Origin of the sequence: Zunongwangia endophytica (genome assembly GCF_030409505.1) — a bacterium.
Classification (GTDB): Bacteria; Bacteroidota; Bacteroidia; order Flavobacteriales; family Flavobacteriaceae; genus Zunongwangia; species Zunongwangia endophytica.
Genome location: NZ_JAUFPZ010000002.1, coordinates 3,009,643 through 3,023,696 on the forward strand (window position 1 = coordinate 3,009,643; position 14,054 = coordinate 3,023,696).

General features: G+C 34.8%; 13 protein-coding genes. 6 read left to right on the forward strand and 7 right to left on the reverse strand.

Annotated features, from left to right (window positions below):
- Nucleotides 1-207 precede the first annotated feature (207 nt).
- A complete protein-coding gene (locus tag QWY91_RS13110; RefSeq protein WP_290235799.1) occupies nt 208-687 on the forward strand; it encodes a thioredoxin family protein in 480 nt (159 codons plus the stop codon).
- Nucleotides 688-699: 12 nt separating this feature from the next.
- On the opposite strand, the gene QWY91_RS13115 is transcribed toward QWY91_RS13110, so the two are convergent.
- Nucleotides 700-1,212, reverse strand: coding sequence for a hypothetical protein (locus QWY91_RS13115; RefSeq protein ID WP_290235801.1), 513 nt, complete (start codon nt 1,210-1,212; stop codon nt 700-702).
- A 205-nt stretch (nt 1,213-1,417) separates the two neighbouring features.
- Complete coding sequence (locus tag QWY91_RS13120) at nt 1,418-2,155, reverse strand: TerB family tellurite resistance protein (protein ID WP_290235803.1); 738 nt, start codon at nt 2,153-2,155, stop codon at nt 1,418-1,420.
- Between the two features lie 178 nt (nt 2,156-2,333).
- Here QWY91_RS13120 and QWY91_RS13125 point away from each other — a divergent pair, with 178 nt between their 5' ends.
- The 4 genes from QWY91_RS13125 to QWY91_RS13140 all read left to right on the forward strand — a co-directional run bounded on the left by QWY91_RS13125 (nt 2,334) and on the right by QWY91_RS13140 (nt 4,666).
- Nucleotides 2,334-2,744, forward strand: a complete 411-nt coding sequence (locus tag QWY91_RS13125; protein ID WP_290235805.1) for a BrxA/BrxB family bacilliredoxin — start codon at nt 2,334-2,336, stop codon at nt 2,742-2,744.
- Nucleotides 2,745-2,842: 98 nt separating this feature from the next.
- Entirely contained in the window at nt 2,843-3,220 is a 378-nt protein-coding gene (locus QWY91_RS13130) for a hypothetical protein (protein WP_290235808.1), read from the forward strand.
- A gap of 56 nt (nt 3,221-3,276) precedes the next feature.
- On the forward strand, nt 3,277-4,008 hold the full coding sequence (locus QWY91_RS13135) for a lysophospholipid acyltransferase family protein (RefSeq protein ID WP_290235809.1): 732 nt from the start codon (nt 3,277-3,279) through the stop codon (nt 4,006-4,008).
- A 1-nt stretch (nt 4,009) separates the two neighbouring features.
- Nucleotides 4,010-4,666, forward strand: coding sequence for an HD domain-containing protein (locus QWY91_RS13140; protein WP_290235811.1), 657 nt, complete (start codon nt 4,010-4,012; stop codon nt 4,664-4,666).
- Nucleotides 4,667-4,720: 54 nt separating this feature from the next.
- Here QWY91_RS13140 and QWY91_RS13145 read toward each other — a convergent pair whose 3' ends face one another.
- From QWY91_RS13145 to QWY91_RS13160, 4 genes are all read right to left on the reverse strand, one after another.
- Complete coding sequence (locus QWY91_RS13145; protein ID WP_290235813.1) at nt 4,721-7,009, reverse strand: S9 family peptidase; 2,289 nt, start codon at nt 7,007-7,009, stop codon at nt 4,721-4,723.
- An 89-nt stretch (nt 7,010-7,098) separates the two neighbouring features.
- Nucleotides 7,099-7,890, reverse strand: a complete 792-nt coding sequence (locus QWY91_RS13150) for an Fpg/Nei family DNA glycosylase (protein ID WP_290235815.1) — start codon at nt 7,888-7,890, stop codon at nt 7,099-7,101.
- A gap of 281 nt (nt 7,891-8,171) precedes the next feature.
- Entirely contained in the window at nt 8,172-9,137 is a 966-nt protein-coding gene (locus QWY91_RS13155; RefSeq protein WP_290235817.1) for a hypothetical protein, read from the reverse strand.
- 398 nt (nt 9,138-9,535) lie between these two features.
- A complete protein-coding gene (locus tag QWY91_RS13160; RefSeq protein WP_290235819.1) occupies nt 9,536-10,612 on the reverse strand; it encodes a PA0069 family radical SAM protein in 1,077 nt (358 codons plus the stop codon).
- Between the two features lie 173 nt (nt 10,613-10,785).
- Here QWY91_RS13160 and QWY91_RS13165 point away from each other — a divergent pair, with 173 nt between their 5' ends.
- Nucleotides 10,786-13,179 (forward strand): erythromycin esterase family protein, encoded by a 2,394-nt coding sequence (locus QWY91_RS13165; protein WP_290235821.1) that lies wholly within the window; start codon nt 10,786-10,788, stop codon nt 13,177-13,179.
- A gap of 52 nt (nt 13,180-13,231) precedes the next feature.
- On the opposite strand, the gene QWY91_RS13170 is transcribed toward QWY91_RS13165, so the two are convergent.
- Nucleotides 13,232-14,014: an enoyl-CoA hydratase/isomerase family protein gene (locus QWY91_RS13170; protein ID WP_290235823.1), complete on the reverse strand. Its 783-nt coding sequence runs from the start codon at nt 14,012-14,014 to the stop codon at nt 13,232-13,234.
- Nucleotides 14,015-14,054 lie beyond the last annotated feature (40 nt).

Genomic DNA, 14,054 nt, shown 5'->3' on the forward strand with positions numbered 1-14,054 from the left:
AGAAGAGGTAAGAGATTTTGAATGCTGACTGGTGGATAGGTTAATTTCAGTTGAATGCCTCTGCTGTCTTCTTGCTGAACTTGATTCAGCATCTCATACTGATTAGAAAATAGAGTGAGAATGCTGAATTTTGAATAAAAAAATATGAAGACTAATGGTTTTCCTAAAATAGTTAACTAATTAAATCTGAATAGATAGAACCAAAATATGACTAAAAATCTTCAAATTTTAATCTTATTCCTAGCGCTTCCCTTACTAGGGCATAGTCAGGAAAACGATAAAATAAATTGGATCAATTTTGAGCAATTGGAGGATTCTCTTAGCGTAAAACCTAAGAAAACATTTGTCTATTTTTATGCAGATTGGTGTGTGTATTGCAAAAAAATGGATCGAAATGCGTTTAAAAACCCTGAAATCATTACAAAATTGAATTCAGATTACTATGCAGTAAAAATGAATGCAGAAAGTACCGATACGATCACTTTTGAAGGTCAAAAATTCTACAATCTACAAGCTGAGACACAGCGAAACGGCATTCATCAAATTCCGTTGCTTTTGGCGAGTCGAAAAAATAAGGAATTTAGCTTACCTGCAATTTTGATTTTAGATGAAAAATTTAACCTTAAAAAACGCGAATTTGAGTATTTGACGAGTAAAAAAATGTTGCAACTGATCATTGCACATTAAGCTAAGTGCTTACTATTGCGCTGCCAATGGTAAAACAACAAGAAGTTCAAATTCAGAAATCTCTATCTCCTCTAAAACTTCACCATTTACCGATGCTCCCACCGGAATAATATAAGAATAGCAAGGTTCTTCTATTTGTTCTGCCTGTAAAACCAGATCGACTGTTTCATACCCATCAATACTAATTTGATATTGAAAAGTTTCCGTATAGCCGAGCAAAAATACTCCCAGAGAATATTGAGCTTCACTAAGTTTAGAATTAGGTTCTGCGTATTCGATTTCGGGAATATAAACAAATCCAGGATCCCCTAAATCTGATTCTATCTTAATAGTTTCTGGATCTATACTTCCGTTTTCAATAAGATTTTCTCCCGAAGCATCGACCAGTCGTATCAAACATTGCGGAGAATAATAAGAATCTAGTAATACATCTTGTCGTGAAGAACATTCGGTTTCCCCATCATCATCACCTGCGCAACCTACCAGAAATACCAATAAAAATAAATATCGCAAAGTAACCTTCATAAAGTATTGTTTAATAGATAGATACCTAAAATACTAAATGGTTGCGTAACTATACAAAAATAATTTGCGTTAGGGATTGCAGTGAAAATCCTTTTGGGAGGCACGAGCAAAAGATTGTAGCGTAAAGCCCGGCCGCAGGCAACGCCCAAAAATGTTATTTATCTTAGAAAGTTTGAAGCAATTATATTAAGAGACGCAATGCGTGTTATAAACCGCGCTCTTTTTGGATGGTCTCGTAGGCTTCTTGCACTTTATCGAATTTTTCTCTGGCACCTTTTTTATAGGCTTCATCCATATCCAAAAGTTTATCGGGATGATATTTTTTGACCATTTTTCGGTAAGCTTTTTTCACTTCGGCATCTGATGCTGATTTCTCGATTTCCAAAATTTTGTAAGCATTCTCTGGCGATTGCTTAAAGAACATCGCTTTTATACTCTCAAAATCTTTAGCGCCAATTTTTAGAAAACTGGCTATTTGCTGAATCATATTTGCCTCTGCACTACTTACCGTGCCGTCGGCCTGAGCTATCCCGAATAGAAAATGAGTGATTTGTAATCGTGTTGGATATTGGGTGCGGCTGGCTAAATACTGAGAAATGCGGGAAGCCGATAATTGTCTATCTTTAATTACATCGTTAAAAGTTCTAAAGGTTGCGTTGGCACGCTCTTTCCCATAGGCACGCACAAAATAAGAACGTACGTAATCGAGTTCACTTTGAGAGACTTTCCCATCGGCCTTAATAACCAGTGCACATAGCGAAAGTAAATTGAGTTCGAAATCGCCGGGAGATACCTTAGATTCCTGTTTTCCCATCATGGATTGTAGAAAACCACCGCTATTACGGTTCCAATTATCTAAAAGTGTCCCAATAATAAATCCTAGGATCGCTCCCGGAAATCGCATGTACATAAAACCTAAAACAGCTAGAAGCCACTTTATCATAGATTGCAAATTTTTAGCAAAGATAACATTTACAAAACTAAAAGCTTTTATTGTAAGGCACAGGTTTTCTACCCGACAACTTGATTAGAAATTTAGGTTTAAGCATTGATATTCATTAAGCTGAACTTAATTTAATATCTTTGTATCTAATAACGTTTAATATAAATAATTACAATATATGTATCCAGCAGATTTAGTAAAACCAATGCGAGAAGATCTTACAAGCATAGGTTTTGAAGAATTACATACCGTAGAAGATGTTGAAGCGGCAATGAAAAAAGACGGCACTACGCTTGTTGTAGTAAATTCGGTTTGTGGATGTGCTGCAGCGAATGCAAGACCAGGAGCTAGAATGTCTTTACAAAATGCAAAAAAACCAGATAATCTTTTTACTGTTTTTGCAGGTGTAGATCGTGAAGCTACAGATTTAGCTCGTGGATTTATGGTACCATTCCCACCATCTTCTCCATCAATGGCTTTATTTAAAGATGGCGAATTAGTGCACATGTTAGAGCGCCATCACATTGAAGGTCGTCCTGCTGAAATGATTGCAGAAAACCTTACCGGTGCTTACGATGAGTTCTGCTAGATAGAATTCACATTAAAAATATCAAAAACCGACATTCAAGATGTCGGTTTTTTTTGTTTATAACGCAACCTTTTTTAAGAGCTGCATCTAAAAAATATATGAAAAAATTAGTGCGTATACTATCGCTTTTTAGTTTGGTCTCTTGTGCAGATGATGATGCAGATAGAGCTGTATTTGAAATGCAATTGCAGGAACAATTTGAAGCTATTGAGCAATTTGCTATTTCTGGAAATTGCAGCGAAGATACAGATTGTGATTATCTACCTTATGGAAGAAAAGCTTGTGGTGGACCAGAAGGATTCGTAGTTTTTTCAACAAGCATTAATACTGAAGCCTTACAAGAAATGATTGAGGATTATAATGAGCTTAAAGTTGAATACTTCGAAAGGTTCGATAGCTTTTCAGATTGCAGTATTGTAAGTCCCAATTTTATCGCCGGCTGCCTGGATAATAAGTGTGCTAAGATGATCGAATAAGAAAACTACGGCTCATTTCCCTGTAAAAACTTATTTTTGTAGTTTTAAAATGAATAATGAAAAAACTACTATCCTATCCGTTAACGGTAATTTTTTATTTTTTCTTCTTTTTAACCCTACTAATATTTCATCCAATTCAATGGATTTCATTAAAATTAGGCGGTTATAAAGCGCACAAAAAAAGCGTAGACATTTTTAATTTCTTTCTTTTACGCTGCCTTAACTTATTGGGAACTAGAATCATTGTAGAAAACAAGCATAACATCCCGCTAGAACGACCTTGCATTTTTGTGGCCAATCACCAGGGAGTTTACGATATCCCGCCGATTATCTGGTATCTAAGAAATCACCACCCAAAATTTGTAAGTAAAAAAGAACTAGGTAAAGGAATTCCTAGTATTTCTTTCAACTTAAGACATGGCGGTTCTGTACTAATCGATCGTAAAAACAGAAGAGAAAGTTTACTCAAAATGGCCAAATTCGCCAAATATTTGAAAGAAACGAATCGATCTGCCGTAATTTTTCCTGAAGGAACCCGAAGCAGAACAGGACAGCCAAAAAAATTCGCTGCGAGTGGAATGCAAATGCTTTTTAAGCAAATGCCGAACGCACTGGTTGTTCCCATCACTATAAATAATTGTTGGCAACTACTAAAAAACGGAAGTTTCCCGCTTACGACAGGTGTTAAGCTACACATGAAGGTTCACGAACCAATAGAAATTAATACTAGCGATCCTGAAAGTCTGGTCGCTCTGGTAGAACGAACTATAATTACTGATATTAGATAATATGAAGAATGAGGATTTAATTATAGAAAATACCATTCAGTTTGTAAAAGATACCCTTAAAAATGCCGAAGGTGGGCATGATTGGTTTCATATACAGCGCGTGTTAAATACTGCTGAACTTATCGCTCAAACCGAGAATGCGAATTATTTTATAGTGCAACTTGGCGCTTTGCTTCACGACATAGCCGACTCGAAATTTCATAATGGCGATGAAACTGTGGGCCCTAATTTAGCTTCTGAATTTTTAGCCTCTCAAAATGTTTCTTCGGAAGTGATTGAGCATGTCGTTAATATAATTCAGAATATTTCATTTAAAGGTGGAAATATCGAACAACAATTTCATTCTGATGAATTGGATATCGTGCAAGATGCCGACCGTATTGATGCGCTTGGAGCGATAGGAATTGCCAGAACCTTTAATTACGGCGGCTTTAAAGGAAGATCGCTTTATGATCCAGAAATCGAACCGAAATTAAACATGACCAAAGAAGAATATAAAGCTTCTAACGCCCCAACAGTAAATCATTTTTACGAAAAATTATTATTACTGAAAGATCGCATGAATACTAAAACAGGTGCTGAAATTGCCCAAAAACGCCATGAATTTATGGAGCAGTTTTTAGATCAGTTTTATGCGGAGTGGGAAGGCTCAAAATAATAAAGCCAGTGCAAATTACACTGGCCATATTATCAAAATTATATTTACAGAAAGTTACCCTTTAACCGGGGCTACCTGTTCTACTTTCAGATGTTCTGCGAAAAATCCCATCATCGCTTTATACAAGTCTAATCGGTTTTCTTCTTTACCAAAGCCATGTCCTTCATCGTATTTTACCATATAAGGTACTTCAACGCCTTTTTCGCGAAGGGTTTCTACGATCTGGTCGGCTTCATTAATATTCACACGAGGATCATTAGCACCTTGCACCACAAACAATGGATGTTTTATTTTTTCTACTTGCAATGCAGGAGATATCTCGTCCATAATCGTTTTTTCTTCTGGAACTCCAGGATTATACCAGATCTTGTATAATAGTTCACGGTACTTTTCCCAATACGGCGGAATAGTTTCCATAAAAGTATTTAGGTTACTAACTCCAACATAATCTACTCCGCAAGCATATTTATCTGGAGTTTTAGTCATTCCGCGTAAAACAGCATAACCTCCGTGGCTTCCACCATAAATTGCTACGCGGTCTTTATCTATCCAACCTTGATTTACGACATAATCTACACCATCTTCAACATCATCCATAGCTTTACGGCCTATTTGCCCGAATCCTGCTTTTAAAAACTCTTTACCGTAACCTCCTGAAATTCTAAAATTAACATGCAAAGTAGCATATCCTCGACTTGCAAATAATTGCGCCTCTGGATTAAAGCCCCAGTTATCACGAATTCCCTGTGGCCCACCGTGAGGATTTACAACTAAAGGAACTTGCTTGCCTTCTTCGTAATTGTGTGGTAAGGTAATATAGCCGTGCAAGTCTAGCCCATCTCTACTCTTAAAAGAAATAGGTTTCATACTTGCCATATCTTCAGCCTTAAGATGTGGTAGTAATTTATATAGCAATGTAACCGTATCTTTCTCTACATCGTATAGGTAATATTCGCCAACTATTTTATCGCTGGTTACTGCAACCATATATTTAGATTCATCATCGGTTCTGCCTACAGTGAAGAATTGTTTGTCACCAAATTCTTTTTCTAATCGATTGTAGATCTTTTTATAAGTATCACTTACCGGAATTATATTTGTTTTTTCTCCCGTGTACGAGAAATAGTCGATTTCGTAATTTCTTTTTCTAGAAAGTGCCATTCCAGAAACATCAAACGTGTCGTTGCTAAAAACCGTTTTAATCTTCTTATTCTTTTTTAAATCGTAATGCTGAATCTCGGTTTTATCACCTTCTAAATTCGAGATTACATAAGCATCATCAGGATTATCTGAACCTGGATTAAAAGAAGAAATACCAAAATTATCTCCAAATTCAGTTAATTTCACTTGTTTGTATTCGCCATCTATTTTATACAGCAACTCTGTATTTACTCCATCTACAATTCGAGTAATTGCTCTTAAGTTTCCTTTACGATCAAAATCGTAACCAGCCACCGGTGGTTCACCTTCCTTAACCGTGTATAATTTGGTAACTTCACCTGTATTAATATTAAGACGATAAGGTTCTTCTTGCTGTAGATTATCCTTATTCATCTGCACAATTACATGCGCTTCATCTTCTTTTAAAGATTCCAGAATATTTACTCTTACGCCTTCAAAAGGAGTTAATTCTTTATCATTCTCACCATTTACATCTACTCCATAAACATGGTAATTTTCATCGCCACCTTTATCTTGCATATATAAAATACGGCCATTATTAGCCCAGGAGAATCCGCGTATTAAATCTTCCTCTTGTTTCTTCAATAGGCGTTCGTCTCTGGTTTCGGTATCCATTAAGTATAAATCTCGCTCACCGGATTCTCTACGCTTCATGTAAGCGATAAATTTTCCATCGGGAGATAATTGAAACGCAAATGCCTTTGGTGTTCTAAAATAGTCTTCTACGGAATAGTTATAATTTCCGGTTTCTTTAGCAGCAAGTTTTTTTAATGCTTCTTCGCTAGATGCTAATGATGTATTTCCTGGTTTTGTCTTCAAAGTTTTCTTTAATTTTAGCGGGTACTCTTGCCCCATTTGCTCATAAGTTCCTTCAATGCTTTCGCCGGTAAGCTTCCCGGTATAAGTCATTTTCATTTTAGCCGACTTGATCGTCAACGTATCGTCTTGCAAAATTACCGAATCTAATTCGATTCCTGAAGCGCCCTGGGCAGGAACATCTAAAGTGCCAGTATAGCCATCTTCGGAAGGAAAAATATTAAAAATAAGTTCCAGTTGCATTCCCTGCACTGCCAGTTCTCCGCTATAGGAACCGTTAAGATCTTGTGCCTGTAAGGAAGTTCCTAGGATCAGGATAAATAAAGTAGTTATTAGTTTTTTCATGATAGTTGGTTTACTAATTAGTAGAAACAAAATTTTTTTGTTACACTTCAAACCAACATATCACTTTAATATTTAGACAATTATAAAAACTAAACTGTCTCTTTTTGACAAACGGGACAGTAATAGGTTGTTCTTCCTGAAACTTTGGTTTGTGCAATTTTTCCATTATTACGTGGGCAATCGGCACCTTCTCCTTCTTTCCGGATGGAAGTAATATAAGATTCCGGAACTCGTTTTCCTTCTATCCTAACTTCTTTTACAAGTTCTAAAATTTCAATTATACTTTTAAAAATTGATGTTAGTTGTTTTTGGCTAAGGGTATTAACTTTGGTTTTGGGATGAATTTTAGTTTGAAATAAAACCTCATCGGCATACATATTCCCAATACCGGCAATTATACTCTGATTCATCAATAAGCCTTTTATCGTTCCGGAGCGGCCCTCTGTAAGTTCCAAAAATTCAGATTCTTTTAAATTCAAGGCATCGTTTCCTAGCTTATGAGTTTTTTGAAATTCTTCCAGACTTTCGGCTAAATACAGTTTTGCAAATTTACGCGGACAGGTAAAAGCGAGCTTCGAATGATCTTCAAAAATCAGCTTCAATTGTGTATATTTTGGAGTATCGTCATGCTGGTAAAAATCGAGTTTGCCTGTCATCCCAAAATGCATTACCAAACCACCGCCATTCTTTAATTTCAGAAATAAATATTTCCCCAATCGATCGGTAGACTCAAATTCGTTATTTTTTAATGCTTTCTCAAAATCTGTCTTTGGCGACTGATAGATCTTTTTATCGCCGGTTTCTACCTCTACAATCTTTTTATGCAAAATCGTAGCATCTGCATATTTTTTCTGGTAAGAAACTTCTGGTAATTCTGGCATTGTGCTTTGGTTTAAGATTTAAGGTTTTCGGTTGAGCGTTCAGCCTTCAGCTATCAGCTATTGGCTCATTCAAATTGAGCAATTAGAATTCAAAATAATTTAGTCACATTTTCAAATTATCTTGTCTCTTTTCTAAATTCTAACATCTCAATTCTAACCAATCTAAAATTAAAAATCCTAAAACCGTAATTCGCTAAATTCCTGCTAAAATTTAAAACTTCAACATATCAAGAACAATAAAAATCTATTTGAAAAAACTACAATTTTGGAAAAATATAAATTTATCGATTAAATGGATATTTAGAGATCCAATGGAAACCTCTATTGTTCAGTAAGAAATCTTCACGTCCTTTTCTTTCGGTTTTAAAATAGATACTATCACCTTTAAAAATACCTTCGAACTCATAAACATTCGATTCGGGTTTCATTTTATAATCAAAAAACCCAACTTTACTAGAATCACGTTCCTTTAAATAGATCTTTTGGTCAACGGTATCTATTTCAGCAACGTAATAAAAACCTTCATCGTTCATTTTTTGAAGATACAAAAGCTCTGGCTGATCAAAAATAAGTCGCTTAAATTGTAAACTATCATCTAATAGTACCGATCTTTTCTTATGATTCAGCTGAAATTCATTTAGCTCATAAATTCCGTATAACTCGTGCTTAGGACCAAGGTCACCATAAGTATCTTGTCTACGTATTGTAGAAATCAGTTTTAAAACAACAAATAAAATTAAGAATGAAAACTTGGCAATTTGAATGGTATAATTTTTCCATTTTTCTGAAAATGGTTTTACGTATTCGAATTTAGATACATCACGATTAAGGATAAAAACATTTAATAATCTTTTGCCGTCGATCAAAATCAAAAAGGCTGAAAAAATACATAAATGCAGGGAAAATAATTTTACGGGAATATCATAAGAGATATTCATCATAAAAACATTTAGCATCACTCCAAAACTCAAAACGGCCCCTAATGTTCTAGTTCGTTTGAATATTAGCAGAGTAGCAGCAATAGTTTCAGACCAGCCTGCAAATATGGTATAGGTTTTAGAAAAACCCATATAACTCCAGGCCAGCCCCATTGGTGACATTTCACCAAAAGGAGTTACAAGCCTTATTAAATATGGCTCCCAAAACTGAAGCTTAAAGACTTTAATAATTCCGTAAGTGATTAATACAAATATTAGGTAATAACGAACATATTGTCCTCCTATATAAATGAGTTTCTTTGAATTCATTTTTCTTCGGAACAGTAAGAAAATTACTGTGCAAAGCATAAAACTAAAATCCCTATCAATAAACATCTCACAAAGTCGTATAAAGTATCTCCACTCCCTGTGTTTTGAACATGAAGAGCATCTGAGTTATTCAGAAAAGTCTCAGAGAACCAAGGAACTATAACATGCCATGTATTTCGATCAAATATTCTTTCAAAAAAGTATAGAGGAGTAAATGAGTTTAGCGGAAACGGGAAAATATAAAGGACCGAGTAAATAAAGAAAAACAGAACTACATATTTCAGCAATTCTTCGCCAAAGGAATTGAGTTTCATAATTTTTGATTGATGATTTAAGTCTTAATGAAAAAGCTTTCCTTTAAATAACGAAACTCCAACTATAATATTTTCAGCCTATTATTAAAACAACTTCATCTGCCCATCTTTGTATTGCTCATGTAAGTCACAATTTAACGGCTTTCTTTCTCTATTTTTTAGATACAGTTTTCTAGCAATTTTAAATTGTTGTTTTACCTGATTGGCAAATTCGCCTTCTCCTTTCATCCTGGTTCCAAAACGGCTGTCATTTAAACTTCCGCCGTGTATATTTTCAATTTGGTTTAATACTTTTTCTGCTCTATCAGGCATAGTTTTTTTGATCCAATCGGTAAAAATTCCACCAATAGCACCGTTCAAGCGAACAATAGTATACCCTACACTTAGCGCTCCTCGATTGGCTATTTCTTTAACTAAAGGCATAATCTCATGACTATTAATCGACGGAATAATTGGTGCCATCATTACACTTACGGGGATATTTGCTTCAGCAAGTTTTTCTATAGTTTCCAAGCGTTTTTTAATACTGGCTGTTCTTGGTTCCAGGATTCTTCTAGTTTCTTCAGACAGCGAGGTGATCGAAAGATTTACAGTAATTAGATTGTCCTGCGCCAATTCTTTTAGAATATCTAAATCGCGTTGCACTAACGCATTTTTAGTGATGATCGCAACCGGGTGACGATATTTTAAAAACGTCTGTAATAACTTTCTTGTTATTTGTAGTTGCTTTTCTATTGGTTGGTAACAGTCGGTATTTCCGGATAGCACAATAGGCACCGCATCCCAGCTTTTGCTTCGTAGTTTCTTTTCGAGCAATTCAACAGCGTTTCTTTTTACTAGAATTTTCTGTTCAAAATCTAAGCCTGCGCTGTATCCCCAGTATTCGTGAGAATTTCGAGCATAACAGTAAATACAGCCATGTTCGCAACCCTGATAAGGATTTAAAGAATATTCCATCCCAACATCTGGACTTACAACTTTATTCACAATCGTTTTTGCAAAAGTATCGATCGTGGTAGTCTTGCGTTCCTCAAAATCATCCCCTTCCGCAGCGCAGTAATTTAAAAAATCATCTCTAAATTCATGACTATTTGCATCAAACCGATTGGAAACATTACGCTGTGCTCCTCTTCCTTTTATGTAATCTTGTGCATTCGACATTTTTCAAAAATATGGAATTTTTCCTTATTTAAGGAAATAATACTAATAATCAAATGTAAAATAAATATATACACCTAAGCGTTGAGAGGTATATTTACTAAATTTTAGAGTCAGGCAACCATTTAAGACATTCTTGCGTCTTAATAAATAGAAACTATCATTAATCATATTAAATGACCAGAATATTCACTTTAGCCCTTTTAATGCTATCATTTATCATAAATGCTCAGCAATTAAAAACAATTCCGCTTTTAGCGCCCGGAAGTAATACATATGATAATTTAGATTTTCTAAAAGAAAAGCTTCAAGATAAAAATATCGTCATGCTGGGGGAACAAACCCATATGTATGCGAGTATCTTCGAAATGAAAATTCGAATTATTGAATACCTGCATCAGGAATTAGGCTATAATACCATTGCTATGGAATCTCCAATTTATGATATCTGGAAAATGAACCAAACGGGATTTGAACCCTATAAGTTTAACAAGGCCATATGGGGAGTTTGGGGAAATAATGAAGAATTCCAGCGCCTGGTAAATTATATTGAAACGAATGACCTTAAAGTTATCGGAGTTGATTCTCAGGTCATGAACACCTCAAATTTCACTGACGATTTTTTTGATTTCATTGAAGAAAATAATCTACGTTTAAAACTCGATGAAAATGATTTAGGAATTATAATTGAAGGGATTTTAGAAAATTCAACTTTCGATGATTCAGACCTAAATTTTAGTCAGTTTAAAAGAGAAATTGAATCTATAATTCGGCAAATTGAAAAACGAACAAACACTGAAACTAACTATTATTGGGTGCAATTCACTAAAAGTCTATTAGCTTCCGCAAACGACGTTTATGAAAATTCGAAGCCCATTCTTTCCGAAGATTTCATAAATAAACAACATAATTTCAGGGATGCTCAAATGGCAGACAACCTAATTTCTTATGTTGAAAGAAATCCAAAGGAGAAAATTATAGTTTGGGCAGATAATATTCATATCATGCTAGATAATTCTTCCATAAATGAACCAATAATAGGAGGGTTTATTTCCGCAGGAACTTATATCAAGGAAAAACTTCGAGACAACGTTTACAGTCTAGCAACAATTCATGCTAACGACTCTCTATATGATGATGGAAGAAGGAAATGGGAAAAAACACCTATAAAAACTGGCTCTTTTGAGGATATACTTCGTAAAAAACAAGCGGATTATTTGTTTATAGATGCTCATCAAAAAGCAATGGATAAATCTTACGATTCTCGGTTATTAAGTTTTATAAATTTTTATGAGCTTCGATTAAATGAATTTCATGATGGCTATATATTCTTGAAACAGGCAACCTTACCTAAAAGCGAAAGTAAAGCAATAACTAAGGCTAAAGAAGATACTATAACAGAAAGTAAAATTGCTTCGCCTAAGGCTGAAAAAGAAAAGTCTGGTAAAATCATCACATTAAAAGGAAAACTTATAGACGCTACAAATAACGAAGCGGTAGCTTTTGCAAACTTGATTATGAAGGAGGAGCAAATTTATAGAGTTGCCGATGAGAATGGTCATTTTGAGCTTAGCGTAAACGAAAGAATGTTTAAAGAATCTTCTGTTGAAATTTCTTCAATGGGTTATAAAAGTAAAATTATTGCTTTAGAAGAATTACAAAAGGAAATACAACTTGAGCCTAGCTTTGAGAGTTTAGCTGAAGTTGTCATTTCAGCTCATTTAACTCCAATTTCTGTATTAAAAAAAGCAGTTAAAGCAAAGTATAAAAATCATACAAAAGAGGACTTTAATTATCAACGCTATAGCCATATTATACTGAATGCCAAAGACACTACTTTTATTGATGTAGACCTGATTACAGCGAATCACGACAATGGTTTCAAATCTGAAAACCGAACTACTAAACGAGTAGAACAAATACGATGGAATAAAAATTTAGCTAAAAATGTTTATAAAAATACATGGCAATTTTTCAGTTTTCGAGAAGATCCTATTCGTTATGCTAACATTTTGCATAAACGAAAATATAAAAAGTTCGATTTAGAGTTTGTAAGCTCAGGATTAGCGGAGGATAAAGGCAATTATATTATTGCATTCAGAACCAGCCGAAATAAATGGAATTACACCAATAGAGGCTATCCTACCGCCTATTCCGGCAAAGTTTATATCGATAAAGCTAGTTTTGCCATAATCAAGGTGGTGGAAAACTGGGAAACCCATTTAGATGAAAAAGAAGTTGAAAAGCACTATTCTTATAGGAGAGATCACCAAGATGAAAAAAGCCTCATTATAAAAGAAGAAAATATAGCTTATTATAATAAAATCTATAATGGTAAACATTACCCATCCAAATATCTTAGACGTAATTATAAGGAAGGAGAATATAACAACGGAAAGAAAGTAAGTAACGTGTTTGAAATCGAATCTTATCTATACGATTATGAATTTGAGGATGTAGAGGAAATAAATTATGAATATTTTGGAAAGGAAGAGCAAACGCTTTTAAACCGTATAGATTATGATCCTGAGTTTTGGAATGATTTTGAATCTAAAACCCTAAAAAACTAAAAGTCCGCATATTAAATGCGGACTTTTAGTTTATAACTATTAGAAAATCTCTTTATTTCCCAGGAAAATCGGCTTTCCGTTTGTTCAAAAAGGCTGAAGTTCCCTCTTTAAAATCTTCGGTTCCAAATGCATTTCCAAATTCGTTAATTTCAATCTCAAATCCATTTACGCCTTTTTCGCAGCTGGCATTTATAGCTTTAATGGCGCCTTCGATAGCGACCATCGAGTTATTCATAATTTTAGAAGCCAACTTTTCCGTAAATTCTATAAGCTCGCCTTGCGGAGTTACATGATTCACTAAATTATATCGTAGAGCCTGATTGGCATCGATCATTCCGGCAGTCATAATCATTTCCATTGCACGACCTTTCCCTACTATTTGAGATAAGCGCTGCGTTCCTCCATATCCAGGAATCACGCCAAGAGAAACTTCTGGTAATCCCATTTTTGCATTTTCTGAAGCCGTTCTAAAATGTGCTGCCATTGCCAATTCTAATCCGCCACCTAACGCAAATCCATTAATCGCTGCGATTACAGGTTTCGGAAAATTAGCCACTAAATCAAACAATTTTGCCTGGCCTTCAGCCGCAAGCTTTTTACCTTCTTCCGGAGAAAAATCAGCAAACTCACTAATATCTGCACCAGCAACAAAAGCTTTTTCCCCACTTCCGGTAAGAATAATTATTTTGATATCTTCATCTTCTTCAGCCTCAACAAAAGCCTCGTGAAGTTCTTGAATGGTATCTTTATTTAAAGCGTTCAGTTTAGAGGGTCTATCTATCGTGATGTATAAAATCGCATCTCCTTCTTCAACTAAAATATTTTGATAACTCATCGTTTTCGTTTTTTCTTAAAGTTAAAATTTTAATCTCATC

Excerpts from the sequence above, each read along its gene's own strand:
- QWY91_RS13110 (WP_290235799.1), top strand. The coding sequence starts at position 208 with ATGACTAAAAATCTTCAAATTTTAATCTTATTCCTAGCGCTTCCCTTA.
- QWY91_RS13115 (WP_290235801.1), bottom strand. The coding sequence starts at position 1,212 with ATGAAGGTTACTTTGCGATATTTATTTTTATTGGTATTTCTGGTAGGT.
- QWY91_RS13120 (WP_290235803.1), bottom strand. The coding sequence starts at position 2,155 with ATGATAAAGTGGCTTCTAGCTGTTTTAGGTTTTATGTACATGCGATTT.
- QWY91_RS13125 (WP_290235805.1), top strand. The coding sequence starts at position 2,334 with ATGTATCCAGCAGATTTAGTAAAACCAATGCGAGAAGATCTTACAAGC.
- QWY91_RS13130 (WP_290235808.1), top strand. The coding sequence starts at position 2,843 with ATGAAAAAATTAGTGCGTATACTATCGCTTTTTAGTTTGGTCTCTTGT.
- QWY91_RS13135 (WP_290235809.1), top strand. The coding sequence starts at position 3,277 with ATGAAAAAACTACTATCCTATCCGTTAACGGTAATTTTTTATTTTTTC.
- QWY91_RS13140 (WP_290235811.1), top strand. The coding sequence starts at position 4,010 with ATGAAGAATGAGGATTTAATTATAGAAAATACCATTCAGTTTGTAAAA.
- QWY91_RS13145 (WP_290235813.1), bottom strand. The coding sequence starts at position 7,009 with ATGAAAAAACTAATAACTACTTTATTTATCCTGATCCTAGGAACTTCC.
- QWY91_RS13150 (WP_290235815.1), bottom strand. The coding sequence starts at position 7,890 with ATGCCAGAATTACCAGAAGTTTCTTACCAGAAAAAATATGCAGATGCT.
- QWY91_RS13155 (WP_290235817.1), bottom strand. The coding sequence starts at position 9,137 with ATGAATTCAAAGAAACTCATTTATATAGGAGGACAATATGTTCGTTAT.
- QWY91_RS13160 (WP_290235819.1), bottom strand. The coding sequence starts at position 10,612 with ATGTCGAATGCACAAGATTACATAAAAGGAAGAGGAGCACAGCGTAAT.
- QWY91_RS13165 (WP_290235821.1), top strand. The coding sequence starts at position 10,786 with ATGACCAGAATATTCACTTTAGCCCTTTTAATGCTATCATTTATCATA.
- QWY91_RS13170 (WP_290235823.1), bottom strand. The coding sequence starts at position 14,014 with ATGAGTTATCAAAATATTTTAGTTGAAGAAGGAGATGCGATTTTATAC.